This window comes from Kribbella sp. NBC_01484, from assembly GCF_036227145.1.
Taxonomy (GTDB): Bacteria; Actinomycetota; Actinomycetes; order Propionibacteriales; family Kribbellaceae; genus Kribbella.
The window spans coordinates 2,963,420-2,975,781 of the sequence record NZ_CP109437.1 but is presented as its reverse complement, the minus strand read 5'-3'; the positions used below and the strand labels follow the sequence as shown (position 1 = coordinate 2,975,781).

Sequence of the window (12,362 nt, the reverse complement as noted above, 5' to 3'; positions counted from 1 at the left end):
CTCCGGCGGTTCGATTCAGCTGGCTGGCGGTGTGAACTCTCGCATACCAGTGCGTCCAGTGGACGTATACCAGTGTGCAAGTGGTACTACGGTACGCGAACGACCCGAGTGCTGAGAACCCCTAGAACGTGAACCCGGTCACAAAGTTTTGGCGACAATCGCTTTCCGGCGAACCTTGTGAAAATGAGAACGGCCCGCGCTGCTCGCGCGGGCCGTTCCTGCAGATCTTGCGGTGGATCAGCTGGTCTGCCGCCAGATGTCGTTCACGATGCGTTGCACGTCCGCCTCCTCGCCGGGCGCGCCGGTGACCGCTGAGCCGACCAGCCACCACTGGCCGCCGCTTGCATAGGCCCTGGTCATCGTCACGGCGTACGGCGTTGTCTGCACCGTCAGCCACGTCCGCGCGTCCTTCGCCGTCGCGGGCGCCGTCGCCTTGTAGACCTTCGCCCACTGCTTGTCGAACGCGGCCCGGTCGGCCCGGCAGGCGGCGAGGCTCGCGCACGGGTGCAGGGCGATCCGAGCGTCGAGCGAGTTCTTCAGTCCGCCGTTGGAGTAGTCGGACCGAGTCACGATCCGCCGGTAGACGACCGCGGAGGACTCGCCGAGGAACGTCACCTGCGGCGGCCGCGGCCAGCCGAGCGCGAACGGCAGCTCGGCCGTCGTGATCACCTGCAGGTCGGTGCCGGCGGCGTACGTGGCGCCGAACACTCCGGCGGATCCGTCCGGCCGCTTGTACGGCGCGGTGGTGATCTTGGGGATCGCGGGCAGCAGGACGGGCGACGGGTACGCCTCCGGGCTCACCGGGGTCTGGGGAGCGGCGTCGACCGGCTGGTCGGATTTCACCGAACTGCCGACGGCGGCGCCGATGGAGTAAGTGATCGTGAAGACGAGCAGCACGACGAAGGCGACGACCGCGTAGATCCAGCCGCCGATCTTCCGCTTGTACTCGCGGGCGACCTCGATCGTGGACTGCGGTTGCGTGGTTGGTTGTGGCTCGGCGCTCGGTGCTTGGCCGGGCTCGGGGGTTGCTTGCGGGTGGTCGGCGTACGACGGGATCGTCATGTCGGCCGTCGGCGGCCTGGCGCCGTACTGACTGAGCTGGCCGCGGACCGCCTGCAGCGACTCGTCGTCGTTGCCGATGACACCGTCGAGTGGGTCGATCAGGCGCTCGGCGCCGGACTGGCCGGGGATCAGTTGCGTGACCGCGTACGGGCGGTCGGAGCTGAAGTTGGCCGCCCACAACGGGGTCTCGAGCCGCGCGGGTTCGAGCGCGGCGCCGCGGCCGGCCCGGACGAGCCGGTCCCGCACGGTCGCGTCGCGCGCGCCGGCCTCGCTGAGCACCAGCGCGACGATCTCCATCCCGGTGAAACTGCGGCCGTGCCAGAGCTCCGCCAGCGGGTGCTGCAGCAGTCGCTGGTCGAACTGGTAGCCGGGGATCTCCGGCGTGCTGTTGCTCACTTCGTCTCCCAGATCGCCCGGTCCGCGAGCGCGATAGCTGCCTTCTCCGCCGTGTCCGCATCGATCGGATTGGCCGTGTAGTCCACCTGTACGACGATGTCCGCGCGCTGGACGAGCGCGCGGACTGTCCACCACTCACCGGCCGCGCCGTTCGTGCTCCGGCTGGTCTTGGTCGGGTACGTGCTGTTCGGGACCGCCTTCATCGGCGACCGGGTGAAGGTCTTCTTCGCCACCTGCTCGGGCGTGAAAGGCGGACTGCCGGCGCCGGCGTCCTGCCCGGGGCTCGGAGTGATCGTCACCTTCAGCGTCGCCGCGGTGTAGGCCGCGACCTTGGCTCGGCTACTGCCCGCCTCGCAGGTGATCGACGTACTGCCACCCTGGACCAGCGTGACCGGCGCCGTACTGCTCGATGCCTTGGGCAACAGGCTGGACACGTCGCCGAGCCGCGCACACAGATCGGCCGGCATCGACCGCGCCGGCAGAATGTCCTCCGGCTGCACCGGCTCGCCGACAGCGAACCCGATCCCAGCCCCCGCGATCGCGGCCACACCACACCCGATCGCCGTACCGCGCACCAGTCGACTTGCCATGCCCGCGACCTTAACCACGCGGAGGTCCTCCCTTACCGATCAGCCGACAACCGCCTCCGACGCACCCCGACCCCATCCGGTTCCAGCAACTGTGGTCGACCCACGCGTCCCCTGGTTGTGCGTGCTGCTGCACGCGTTCTCCGCGCGTGCCGCGGAAGCTAGAGCCCCCACCCAGGAGCCGATTGGCACACACCCGCCCCCGCCATGTATCGTTACTCGACGTTGTCCAGCGCTCGTAGCTCAACGGATAGAGCATCTGACTACGGATCAGAAGGTTGGGGGTTCGAATCCCTCCGAGCGCGCTTCGTGAAAGCCCAGGCAGACACTCTCTGACCTGGGCTTTTGTGTTTCCCGAGACATGCCAGAAGGGCGGCCCAACCGCTCGGCCACCCTTCCGTACCCCCACTCGTACCCCAACGTCACTCTTCGTCGTGCTCCCCGAACAGGAAGCCGAGTCTGTCGACTGCATCCCGCGTCACGTCCTCGGCCACGTCGACGTAGATGACCTTGGTGACGGTCGGCGAGCTGTGCCCGAGCACGTCTTGGATGTTCTCCAGTGGCACGCCCTGGCTGTAGAGCAGCGACGCGCACGAGTGCCGCAGGTCGTGGAACCGGATACGCCGGACGCCGGCCTTTTCGCAGAGCCGGTCAAAGTGACGGTTCATGTTCCGCGGTTCGATCGGGGTTCCGATCATGGTCGAGAACACGTAGCCGCCGTCCTGCCATGACTTGCCCGCGTTCTTCTTCTCCTGCGCCTGCGCCGCCCGGTGAACCCGTAGTGCAGATACGAGCGGCTTGGGTACGGCGATGAGGCGGGTGCTCCCGTCCGTCTTGACGTCCCCGAGCTTGAGCGCGCCGTCGACCCGATGGAGAGCCTGGTTGACCCGAATCAGACTGTTGTCCAAGTCCACGTCCGACCAGCGAAGGCCCAGCGCCTCACCGCGACGAAGGCCGAGTGACAGAGCCACCGCGTACAGCGCGTAGAGCCGGTCCTCACGGATGGACTCCAGGAACTTGGTTGCTTCGGCGCGACTCCACGCCTTGAACTTCGGCCGGTACTTGTGGTTGAGCCGGAGCTTCTTGGCGATGTTCTCAGTCAGAATCTCGTCCTCGGACACGGCGTCTTGAAGAACTGCGCGGAGCAGCCGGTGCAGGTATCGGACAGTGCCGTCTGAGACCGTCGACCGGCAGCACGCTTGTGGGACGAGAGCGCAGCAGCGAGCACCTTGGATTGCCTTGGCGTTCTTCCGAGGCGGCCGGCCTTCCCGCTTCTTCCGCTCGACCTCTGCCCGCTCCTCCCGAGCCTTGTCCTTTCCCTGGGCGCAGCACTGACAGACCTGCTGGAGCTGGAACAGCCCGCGCCGCACGTCATTCGGCCGAAGCGTGGTGAGCTTCTTCTTGCCGAACAGCGGGACGAGGTACTTCGTGATGAGCCATTTGTAGCTAGCAAAGGTCGTGTCGCGGACGCGGTGCCGTGCGTGCTCCTCCAACCAGTAATCCAGATACTCGGCGACGGTCTGCGTACTGGACGCCACGCGCTTCCCCGACATCGTGTCGGCCTGCATCTTGGTCAGCTTCTGGTGTACCTCCTCCCATGTCTTGCCGTAGACGCTCTTCCGTACCTCGCGACCGTCCGTCGTGATCACGTAGGCGCGACCCTCGTACAGGCCGTTGGAACGCTGCCGGATGTTCCCCTCACCATTGACGTTCCGCTTCCCCGTCGACGGCTTGGCGGCCTTGGGTTTGCTCGTCAGCTGAGCCTTCCGCCGCTTCCTCGGCTCGTCCGGGTCCATCAAAGCGAGTGTCGTCATCAGGCGGCGTCCTCGATCAGGCCGGCGACGTACGCACGGATGGATTCCATCGGGACGCGTCGACCGTTGCGGACCTTGACGCTGGTCAGCTCGCGTTCCTTGATCAGCCGGTAGACGGTCCACCGGGAAACGTTGAGGTGCTCGGCCGCTTCCTCGACCTTGAGCAGTCGCGAATCGTCTTGCATGGCTTGCTCCCCAGATAGCTAGGCCGCGGTGGCGGCGGATGAGTTGTCAGTTGCCGAATTGCTGTCGTCGGGTGGCTTGGCGCGCTGTTTGGCTTGCTCGTACTGCGTCCGCCATCGGATGCGGGTGGCGATGGCCTCGGCGAGGACTTCCTTGTGGGTCGGGAGGCGACGCGGGCCGCGTTCTTCGCCGGGTCGGATCGGTTGCCAAATGAATCGAGGCGCGTCGGGGTCGTCGTTGTGGGTGGCCAGCTCGTTTTGGTCGTCCATCTCGACGCCCGCGGCCGCGAGGGTTTGGCGGACGACCTCGGATCGGTCGGCTCGGTGCTCGGTCAGGGTCTTGCCGGTCCACTGACGCGAGACGAGGACGCGTCGGCCACCGAGGCCGAGGTGTTCGCGGTCGTGGGCCTTGGATGGGCATTCGCCGGGTACGACGTGGCCGTCTGCGTCCTTCGGGGTCACGCCGTACCGGAGCCAGTTGGCGCACTCCGGCGAGCACGGCAGGACTCGGACGTGAGCGTGCAGCTTGTTCATGTGGGCGAGCTGGGCCGGGTGGAGTTCATCCCGGTCCTCGCCGTAGGTCTCGCCGATCGCCTTGCCGAGGTACTTGGTCAGGTAGCCAACTGCCTTGCCCACCTTGGCGTCAGAGTCAGCGATGATGCCTTGGTAGTCGATCTGCGAGCCGAGGCGAACGACGTGAGCAGGGTGTGCAGTCGGGTCCGCGCCGAGGTCGTCCAGAGCCTGATCCCAGGTCGGGAGCAGAGCGCCGGTCGACGGGTCCACGAAAGCGCCGGCCATCTCATCCCAGACGGGCATGTCCGGGTTCGAGGCGCAGCCGTAGACGGGCCGCTGATGGCTCGGCCACCACACTTGGTGGTACGTCGCCTTGGCGACCTGGCGCACAGTGTCACGGGCGACAGTGCCCCGGACGGCGGCATGCAGATGCGGCGCTAGACGCTTCTGCGGCTCGACCACTGCGAAGTACTGCGCCTTGTAACCCGCGCAGCGGCGAAGATTCTGCATGAAGCGGTCGACCAGCTTCGGGAAGTGCAACGCGTCCAGGGCCGCGCGGCGGTACTTGTAGGAGTCGGGGTCGACCGGCGTCGACAGGAGGGGCGAGTTCCGGCCGTGGATCACTCCGCAGTCACACGGCACCAAGCCCTTGCCCGGCACGTGGTGCGGTTGCCGGTGAGTCGCGCCGTACGAGCCGAGCGTGAGCGTGATGAACATCGACGGTCGGTAGGTTCTGCCGTTCGGAGCCGTGAACGTCGCGCCAACCGTGCGCTTGTCCATCTCGACCTTGGGCAGCTCGGCGGCGTCCTGGCGTCGTCGGGTCGACCGGACACGACGGGTGGATTCCGCGTCGTCGTCTGCGGTCGATTCGTCGTCGGGCACGTCGTCCGATTCCGCCGGCGCTTCGGGTTCAGTGTCGCGGTGCCATCCCTCGCGGCACTGCTGCATGCGGAGCCGACGGTTCGCCTCAGCGCACGGCGGGCACTTGCTGACCAGCGTGGAACCGCAGGACACCCCGACCACTCGGTCGGTGCCGGTCTGTGTGTCGAGCACCCTGTTGAGCACCGGGCGTACGCAGACGCCGTTGGTCACGGCCAGGTCCCGGACAACGTCCAGCGGGAATCGGTCGAGGGTGGTCTGTGCGGTGAGGTTCATGCCGCTGTCCTCCACAGTGCAGCCGGGCCGTCGAGGACGACACTGAGCGCGTGGTCAACATCGGTGCCGAAGGCAAGCTCTTCGCGGATGGCATCTCGTTCGGCCTCGGTCGTCCGACCCCACACGCCGTGTTCATCGGCGACGATCGCAGCAGCCAGGCACGATCGGACGACGGGACAGAAGGCGCAGAGTTCCTTGGGGTCCGTCGTCCGACGAATGCCGCGCCTCGTCTCGTCCTCGGGGTAAAAGTCGTCCGTATCGAGGTAGCCGGCGCAGTACGCCTTGTCCTGCCAACGAACGTCGATCCGCTGCACGAGCGACGCCCGAGACTTCCTGGACAGTCCGGGCACCAACGGGAGGACGAGCTGACCCGGGATCTGCCGTCGTGCGGTCATGCTGCTACTCCTTCCGGGGTCGGGATGCGGTCGGTCGTGCCGATGAGGTCTGGCGCGTAGGTGCTGACGAGGTCTGCAATGTCCTCGTCGGTGATGTGGGAGAACCTGACTCGGATGGGCTCGGTCTCGCCGTCGACGGCGACGTATCCGATACCTGGCAGGGTTTCGGGGATCTTGTCGCAGCGTGCGCCACGTTCGCGGGCACCTTCGGCGAGGACGAGTCGAACTTGTTCGGCCTCTGCCATCCGCAGCGCCAGCCGGGTCGGGAAGAGGTCGCGGAACGGCAGTACTTCCTTGCGCGGGTCTTGCAGCGCGCCTACTACGGTGATGCCAACTGCGCGGCCCTGGGACAGCAGCAGCGAGAACGCCTTGGCAATCCGCTTCTTCATTGCCGGGTCGGTGACGTACGCCGTCAGCGAGGCCAGCTCGTCCGCGACCAGGACGATGAACGGCTCATCCAGGCTCGGCTTGAGAAGACGGGAGAGACCGCGGAGCTTGCCCTGCCGGCGACGCATGATCGTCACCAGATCTTCAAGCAGGGTTGCGAATGCCTCTTCGTACTCGGCATCGCTCGCGCCGTCCATAGCCGGGTCGGAGCCGTAGCAGAACCGGTGGAACAACCGCCGGCCAAGTGCGAGCTCCATGCCGCCCTTGGGGTCGAGGACCCACAGTTGGACCAAGCCGGATCGGATGCCCGGACCGAGTGCGGCGATGATCGACCACAGCACCGAGCCCTTACCGGCACCGGTCGCGCCGGCCACCAGTAGATGCGTGTAGAGCAGCCGAAGCCGGAACAGCAGTCCGTCTTCGCGACGGGCCACGTCGAGCGCCTGGAGGTTCGGCGGGTCAGCCGCGGGGATCGGGGCGACAATCTCCCGCAGCGGGTCGTTGGTCAGGAACCACAGCACCAGCCGATCGGACCGCCGAGGCAGCGCCCAGGCGAACAGGCGAGCCATCCAGCCCTCAGCACCGCCCGGCCACCACGCCGGGATCATCGAGGCCGCCGACCGGACCCGGCAATCCTCAGCACCGAAAGTACGCGCCAACCGCTCGGAGTGCTCGGCGTAGTCGGTCAGGATCTGACCCGGCAGCAGCCGAACCGTCACCTGATCGACCGTGCCGGACGACCGAACCTTGACGATCCGAGGCACGTAGGTCCGATCGTCCAGCCGAACCGTCAGGTTCAGCGCCCGCATCGTCGAATCCCAACGGGTCCGGTACTCCATGAAGAGTCGCCGTGAGCCACGCAGTCGCCAGACGATCCGCTGCGCGAACGAATCGGGCCACCGCCAGCGCCAACCAGCCAGGCCGGTCGCCGGTACAGCCGCAGTCGCAATGACCAACCAGGCCTCGCCACCGGTCCAGAGCTGATACGCCTTGAGACCCAACAGCGGCACGATGACGAACAGCGGGTGCCGGACCAGCCAGCGCGTGGCGCGGATCATCGCCCGCAGGCAGTACCAGAGCACGACCCACTTGAGCCGAATGGCGACCGAGGGGGACCGGAAGTTGACCGGCCCCGTCCCGACCTCCTTGCCCTTGATCTTCGCCATATCGATCAGCCGCCGTTCGGTCGCGAGTCATCACGGGTCAGTGGCGGCCGGAGGGTATACCGCGGGCAGGGCCCCGGGGAGTGCCGGCGCAGCCCGCAGAACGGGCATGGTCCGCTCTTGGCCCCGCCGTCCGGAATGCCGCAGTAGCCGATCTCGTCGCCGTCCGCACGGACGAAGACCTCCCGCGCCTGCCGCCCGCAGGTGCACAGCTCCCCGAGCGCAGCCTCACGCCAAGGGGTCATCACAGCCACCCCTCCGAGTAGAGGACCCGACTGCCCGGGCTGTCCGTGGGAAGGTCGTTGTCGTCTTCCTCGTCGTAGCTGTCGTCCTCCCAGGGGTCGCCCTCCTCGTCGGAGTCGGACAACCACGCCTGATGCTGGTTGAGCCACGTACGCGCCTCGAAGCGAACGAACTTGCTCGGCTCGCCCGTCAGCAACTCGCTCAGCAGAAATGCCGCGCGCCCGTTCTGGTAGGCCAGGAACTGACCAGGGTCAACGCTCTCTGCGACGCTCATGGTCAGGCCGCCTTCTGCTCGGTCGCACCCGAACCGGGCATGTTCTTCGGCGCCCGGATGCCCATGCACCGGAAGCTCCAGCCCTGCCGCGCCCGGCAGCGGTGCGAACGACCCTCGTCCGGAGCCGAGCAACTCCGGGTGTCGACCCACGGAGCGGCGGTCATGCCCTGCATCTCGATCGCCGTGAACGGCAGACCAGGGAGCGCCGGCGGAAGAACCGGCTGAACCTTGTTGATGATCCGGATCGTGAACGTCCGGTCTGCCTTGCGGGCCTCCGGGTCACCATCCATCACATCGAGAGTCCAGACCGGAAGGCCCGAGTCCTCATCGATCGTCTGCACCGCGTTGGTCTTCGTCGACTTCTCGAAGTCCCGAGCCGCGGTCACCTCCGACACCGCGAACAGGCCATGCGGGAACGTGTCACCGAACTCGACCACAATCCTTCTCGGCATACCCATGATGGTTCAGATCCCTTCATTGGATTCGTACCAACGTTTGGTACGGCACCAATCTTTACCTGGGACTTGGCGTCAAGTCAAGGAAGATGGGACCATTGGTTGGTACAAACCAGGAGGTTCCCTCGAATGGCACAGTCAGCACCGCTCTACCAGCGCATCGCAGCCGAGCTGCGCGAGCAGATCCGCACCGGCAAGATCAAGGCCGGCGAACGCGTACCGACCGAGCAAGACCTCATGGCCGCGCACGACGTGTCGCGGAACACCGCCCGGCTAGCCCTCGGCATGCTCCAGAACGAGGGCATGGTGACCAGCACGCCGGGGCGCGGGACGATCGTGCGCGAGCGGATCATGGCCGACTACCACGCCACGTGGGCGGAGTCCCGCGACCGCCGGGCGAGCGACCAGGCCGATGCGTTCCAATCCGAGATGGCCGAGCAAGGCCGGCACGCCGAGTACCGCGACTTCGCCATGAGCCTCGAAGTAGCAGGCCCCGACTTCTCCAACCGGCTCCAGGTCGAGCAAGGCGACGCGCTCGTGTCCCGCGGCTTCGTCCGGTACGCCGACAACCAGCCGCTCAGCATCCAGGTCAGCTACTACCCGATGGACATCGCCCAGTTGGCCGGCCTGGTCGTGCCGAACGACATCCCCGGTGGAGCGATCCTGGCGATGGCCAAGGTCGGGCACGAGGAGATCGGCTACCGCGACGAGATCACCGCTCGCATGCCGACACCGGACGAGGCGCGCAAGCTCCAACTGGGCTCAGGTACGCCGGTGATCGTCTACGCGCGTACGACGTTCAGCGACAAGCGACCGCTCCGGCTCACGCTGACCACCTTCGCCAGCGACCGCAACCGCGTCATCTACGAACTCGGCGACATGCGCGCCTACCTCGCCCAAGAGGGCGCCGACGCGTGATCATCGAACGTGCCGACGCCGACGACCTGGGCGTCATCCTCACCCTCCGCACCGAGGCCAGCGAATGGCTCGCCCAACGCGGCATCGATCAATGGGCCGTCGCGTGGCCCAACCCCGAGGAGCAGAACCGCCGCATCCTCACCAGCATCGAGGCCGGCGAAACCTGGATGATCCGCGACGAAAACGAAGCCACCATGGCAACCGTTGCCCTAGACACCTTCTCGGACCCACGCCTGTGGACCCCAGAGGAACAGGCCGATCCGGCGATGTACATGCACCGCCTCATCGTCCGCCGCAAGCACGCTGGCCTAGGCACCGAAATCATGGACTGGGCCTGCCACCGAGCCCACCGCCTCGGCCAACACTGGCTCCGCATCGACGTCTGGACCGATAACACCGGCCTCCACGACTACTACCTACGCAACGGTTTCAAGCACGTCCGCACCCTCGACCTCGCGGACTACCCCTCAGGCGCGCTGTTCCAGCGGCCGACAGAGTTGCCGGCGCTGGACTGACTACTCAGCGGGCGATTCCGACGCGCTGATCTCGCTGCGGCCCTGTTCCTCTGCGTCGCGGCGCTCTTTGCGATGCAAGCGGTCGGAGATCCCTGTCGGAGGCTTCGAGAGGTAGCCCTCGATATCGGCGCCGTCAAAGTGCTCGGCCCAGCTCTCAAATACCGGCTCGGAGCGCCAGCCGCATGCGCCACAAACGGTCGATTCGTAGTAGCCCGCCTCAGGTTCTTCCACGACCTGCAGATCACTGTCTAGGCGGTAGGACGCGCACCGCGGGCATCGTTCGGGCGGGCCACTTGCTCGCCGCAGCATGAGCACACTGAGAGTACCGAGCAGGTGATGGGTAGCGGTGAGGACCAGATCAGCCTCATCGGGGGTTGCATCGCTGTGGTGCTGCAGCCAGACAGTCAGATCCCACGTCTTCTCCACAAGCGCTTTGACATAGGACCGTAGTCGGCCCTCCGCAAGGCGTTCTGCGAAGATGCCGCCCCAGCCCTTGAAGTCAGCAGCCTTCGGCCGCTCATCGAGTTCGCCGATCCAATCGTCCTCGGCGTGATCCTTCGCGAGGGCGATCAGCGCATCACGGCACTTGATACCGACCGACTGATAGTCCTCCGACTCGGAGGCGGTGTCCATGTCCTCGACAGCCTGCGTGTACCTCCGCCAGGCGCCCGAGATGTGTTCCTCTTTCTCCTCTTCCAGCTCAACCCGACTTCGTTCTGTCAGGTACAGCCCCAAGCCCAGATGGAAGATGAGCGCCTGTTCCACCTCGGGGAAGTCGTCTTGCAAATACAGATTGGTCGGGTCGGTGATCACCCACCAGCGGGTCTTGGTGCAGTGCACGTCGTACAGATCATGCACCCGCGACAGAATCCTTTTGGAGCCGACCTTTTGCACCAGCCCCGCTTGGTCATCGTCGGGGGACTGGCTGTTGACGTAGTCGCGGATTGCGCGCCCTTCGTGCTCCGGCAGATCTGCCATCGGTCTCCTTGTCATCTAGTCCGCTCGCGTCAGCGTAGTACTCCGTACGCGCTCAGTTGACGACTCCTAAGGTGAGACCGAGGGACGGCTCTAGACTCGGCGGCATGTCTGGCTACTTGCAGGTGTCAACAGCGACGGCGACTCGTGAAGCGGCGGTCGAGCTCGCGGGCTCGGCCGTCGGAGCTGGCCTCGCGGCTGGAGCGCAGGTCGTGGGGCCGGTTGTCTCGGTCTTCTGGCATGACGGCCAGTACGGCGAAGGCGAAGAGTGGCAGGTGCTGTTGAAGACGACCGAGCGCCGTTACGCCGAGCTTGAGGCGCACCTGTTGGAGAACCACCCTTGGAGCAACCCCGAGGTGAGTGCCCTGCCGATCACCGCTGGATCAGCTGGCTACCTGGACTGGCTCGATCGGACGACGAAGGTTTAGCCACGAGCCCGCTCGAGTACGGCAGCGACCTCCGGACCGCCGTAGTGCGACAACCGGCTGAGAACGCCGCGTAGACGCTCGCCAGGACGAACGGAGCCGACTCCTGACGCGAGGTCGATAGCGTGCTCGGTGACGTACGCGGCCCGCTCTGGATCGTCGGCGTCCATGAGGGCGTGCGCGAGCCAGGTGCTGTAGAGCGCTTTGTCGCGGGAATGCGTGTCGTCGTACCGCGAGAGGGCGTCGTCCAGCAGAGGAACGGCCCGCGACGGCCGGCGAAGCTCCGTGTAGCAGCGGCCGGCCATGATGTCGATCTCCAGTGGATCGACCCAGAACACCCAGTCCGGCTCGGGGAAGTGCGACGGTTCGTTGACGGCGGCTGTGGCGGCGTCGAGCGCTCGCGCCGTAGCCGACGTTTGTCCGCTGACCGCGTAGGTCCAGGCAAGGCGCTCGTGGAGCAGGGCACGAACCCGAGGCGTTGCCCTGGTTCCCGCAATGCGGGTTGACTCCGCGGCGGTCTGCGTGTCCGCCTTCTCATAGGCCATGAACGCCAGCGAGTTGCCTTCCAAGCCTGGGTCGCCGGACTCCTGTGCCGCGGACAAGGCCGTCTTGTAGTGTCGGCGCGATTCGACATAGCGGCCAGCGTCAAAGGCCGCCCATCCGGCCATCTGCGCTTGCTCGGCGAACACGCCGGTCAGCGCTTTGGCAGCCGCACTGCTGTAGCTGGCGGTCTTGATCAGCTTCGCCGTGGCCGCCATCTCGCTCGTGTAAACCTGGTATGTGTCCATGCCGCCGAGGTGGTCATCCAGCCGGCGCAGGCGGGCCGTTCGTTGCCGGAGCTGGCGTATCTGCGTCGCACCGATCTGACTTCCTGTCCGCGCCCGAGCGAGGGGCGCGAGCGCT

15 protein-coding genes and 1 tRNA gene are annotated in these 12,362 nt (G+C 66.3%); 4 read left to right on the top strand and 12 right to left on the bottom strand.

The features are described from left to right. Window positions 1-237: 237 nt before the first annotated feature. Window positions 238-1,458: a hypothetical protein gene (locus OG555_RS14680; RefSeq protein WP_329483424.1), complete on the bottom strand. Its 1,221-nt coding sequence runs from the start codon at window positions 1,456-1,458 to the stop codon at window positions 238-240. Further along, window positions 1,455-2,048 (bottom strand): hypothetical protein, encoded by a 594-nt coding sequence (locus OG555_RS14675; protein WP_329483423.1) that lies wholly within the window; start codon window positions 2,046-2,048, stop codon window positions 1,455-1,457. The genes OG555_RS14680 and OG555_RS14675 overlap by 4 nt, the downstream gene beginning before the upstream one ends. A 229-nt stretch (window positions 2,049-2,277) precedes the next feature. Between OG555_RS14675 and OG555_RS14670 the strand changes: the two genes are divergently transcribed. Next, a tRNA-Arg gene (locus OG555_RS14670) sits at window positions 2,278-2,350 on the top strand. 117 nt (window positions 2,351-2,467) lie between these two features. Here the strand turns inward: OG555_RS14670 and OG555_RS14665 are convergent. The 8 genes from OG555_RS14665 to OG555_RS14630 are packed head-to-tail and all read right to left on the bottom strand — an operon-like array spanning window position 2,468 to window position 8,623. Continuing rightward, window positions 2,468-3,859, bottom strand: a complete 1,392-nt coding sequence (locus OG555_RS14665) for a tyrosine-type recombinase/integrase (RefSeq protein ID WP_329483422.1) — start codon at window positions 3,857-3,859, stop codon at window positions 2,468-2,470. Beyond that, window positions 3,859-4,044: a helix-turn-helix domain-containing protein gene (locus tag OG555_RS14660; protein WP_132149697.1), complete on the bottom strand. Its 186-nt coding sequence runs from the start codon at window positions 4,042-4,044 to the stop codon at window positions 3,859-3,861. The genes OG555_RS14665 and OG555_RS14660 overlap by 1 nt, the downstream gene beginning before the upstream one ends. An 18-nt stretch (window positions 4,045-4,062) precedes the next feature. Next, window positions 4,063-5,709, bottom strand: a complete 1,647-nt coding sequence (locus tag OG555_RS14655; RefSeq protein ID WP_329483421.1) for a replication initiator — start codon at window positions 5,707-5,709, stop codon at window positions 4,063-4,065. Beyond that, window positions 5,706-6,104: a WhiB family transcriptional regulator gene (locus OG555_RS14650; RefSeq protein ID WP_329483420.1), complete on the bottom strand. Its 399-nt coding sequence runs from the start codon at window positions 6,102-6,104 to the stop codon at window positions 5,706-5,708. Before OG555_RS14650 ends, OG555_RS14655 begins: the two co-directional genes overlap by 4 nt. Then, window positions 6,101-7,657, bottom strand: coding sequence for an FtsK/SpoIIIE domain-containing protein (locus OG555_RS14645; RefSeq protein ID WP_329483419.1), 1,557 nt, complete (start codon window positions 7,655-7,657; stop codon window positions 6,101-6,103). Before OG555_RS14645 ends, OG555_RS14650 begins: the two co-directional genes overlap by 4 nt. Before the next feature lie 5 nt (window positions 7,658-7,662). Next, the gene (locus OG555_RS14640) at window positions 7,663-7,899 is read right to left on the bottom strand and encodes a hypothetical protein (RefSeq protein ID WP_329483418.1); all 237 of its coding nucleotides are present in this window, start codon (window positions 7,897-7,899) and stop codon (window positions 7,663-7,665) included. Next, a complete protein-coding gene (locus tag OG555_RS14635; RefSeq protein ID WP_329483417.1) occupies window positions 7,899-8,171 on the bottom strand; it encodes a hypothetical protein in 273 nt (90 codons plus the stop codon). The genes OG555_RS14640 and OG555_RS14635 overlap by 1 nt, the downstream gene beginning before the upstream one ends. A 2-nt stretch (window positions 8,172-8,173) precedes the next feature. Continuing rightward, window positions 8,174-8,623, bottom strand: coding sequence for a plasmid replication, integration and excision activator (locus OG555_RS14630; protein ID WP_329483416.1), 450 nt, complete (start codon window positions 8,621-8,623; stop codon window positions 8,174-8,176). Between the two features lie 132 nt (window positions 8,624-8,755). Here OG555_RS14630 and OG555_RS14625 point away from each other — a divergent pair, with 132 nt between their 5' ends. Then, window positions 8,756-9,544, top strand: coding sequence for a GntR family transcriptional regulator (locus OG555_RS14625; RefSeq protein ID WP_329483415.1), 789 nt, complete (start codon window positions 8,756-8,758; stop codon window positions 9,542-9,544). After that, window positions 9,541-10,059, top strand: a complete 519-nt coding sequence (locus OG555_RS14620) for a GNAT family N-acetyltransferase (protein WP_329483414.1) — start codon at window positions 9,541-9,543, stop codon at window positions 10,057-10,059. Before OG555_RS14625 ends, OG555_RS14620 begins: the two co-directional genes overlap by 4 nt. Here the strand turns inward: OG555_RS14620 and OG555_RS14615 are convergent, their stop codons facing one another. Further along, window positions 10,060-11,037 (bottom strand): hypothetical protein, encoded by a 978-nt coding sequence (locus tag OG555_RS14615; protein ID WP_329483413.1) that lies wholly within the window; start codon window positions 11,035-11,037, stop codon window positions 10,060-10,062. A 104-nt stretch (window positions 11,038-11,141) separates the two neighbouring features. On the opposite strand from OG555_RS14615, the gene cutA reads away from it, so the two are divergent. Further along, window positions 11,142-11,462 carry a divalent-cation tolerance protein CutA gene (gene cutA / locus OG555_RS14610; protein WP_329483412.1) on the top strand — a complete coding sequence of 107 codons (321 nt, stop codon included), beginning with the start codon at window positions 11,142-11,144 and terminating at the stop codon, window positions 11,460-11,462. Here the strand turns inward: cutA and OG555_RS14605 are convergent. After that, window positions 11,459-12,247 (bottom strand): hypothetical protein, encoded by a 789-nt coding sequence (locus OG555_RS14605; RefSeq protein ID WP_329483411.1) that lies wholly within the window; start codon window positions 12,245-12,247, stop codon window positions 11,459-11,461. The genes cutA and OG555_RS14605 overlap by 4 nt on opposite strands. Window positions 12,248-12,362 lie beyond the last annotated feature (115 nt).

Bases quoted from the DNA above. Each gene is read 5' to 3' on its own strand.
- OG555_RS14635 (WP_329483417.1), bottom strand. From the start codon at position 8,171: ATGAGCGTCGCAGAGAGCGTTGACCCTGGTCAGTTCCTGGCCTACCAG.
- OG555_RS14655 (WP_329483421.1), bottom strand. From the start codon at position 5,709: ATGAACCTCACCGCACAGACCACCCTCGACCGATTCCCGCTGGACGTT.
- OG555_RS14660 (WP_132149697.1), bottom strand. From the start codon at position 4,044: ATGCAAGACGATTCGCGACTGCTCAAGGTCGAGGAAGCGGCCGAGCAC.
- OG555_RS14630 (WP_329483416.1), bottom strand. From the start codon at position 8,623: ATGCCGAGAAGGATTGTGGTCGAGTTCGGTGACACGTTCCCGCATGGC.
- OG555_RS14675 (WP_329483423.1), bottom strand. From the start codon at position 2,048: ATGGCAAGTCGACTGGTGCGCGGTACGGCGATCGGGTGTGGTGTGGCC.
- OG555_RS14640 (WP_329483418.1), bottom strand. From the start codon at position 7,899: ATGACCCCTTGGCGTGAGGCTGCGCTCGGGGAGCTGTGCACCTGCGGG.
- OG555_RS14605 (WP_329483411.1), bottom strand. From the start codon at position 12,247: ATGGACACATACCAGGTTTACACGAGCGAGATGGCGGCCACGGCGAAG.
- OG555_RS14645 (WP_329483419.1), bottom strand. From the start codon at position 7,657: ATGGCGAAGATCAAGGGCAAGGAGGTCGGGACGGGGCCGGTCAACTTC.
- OG555_RS14665 (WP_329483422.1), bottom strand. From the start codon at position 3,859: ATGACGACACTCGCTTTGATGGACCCGGACGAGCCGAGGAAGCGGCGG.
- cutA (WP_329483412.1), top strand. From the start codon at position 11,142: ATGTCTGGCTACTTGCAGGTGTCAACAGCGACGGCGACTCGTGAAGCG.
- OG555_RS14650 (WP_329483420.1), bottom strand. From the start codon at position 6,104: ATGACCGCACGACGGCAGATCCCGGGTCAGCTCGTCCTCCCGTTGGTG.
- OG555_RS14615 (WP_329483413.1), bottom strand. From the start codon at position 11,037: ATGGCAGATCTGCCGGAGCACGAAGGGCGCGCAATCCGCGACTACGTC.
- OG555_RS14625 (WP_329483415.1), top strand. From the start codon at position 8,756: ATGGCACAGTCAGCACCGCTCTACCAGCGCATCGCAGCCGAGCTGCGC.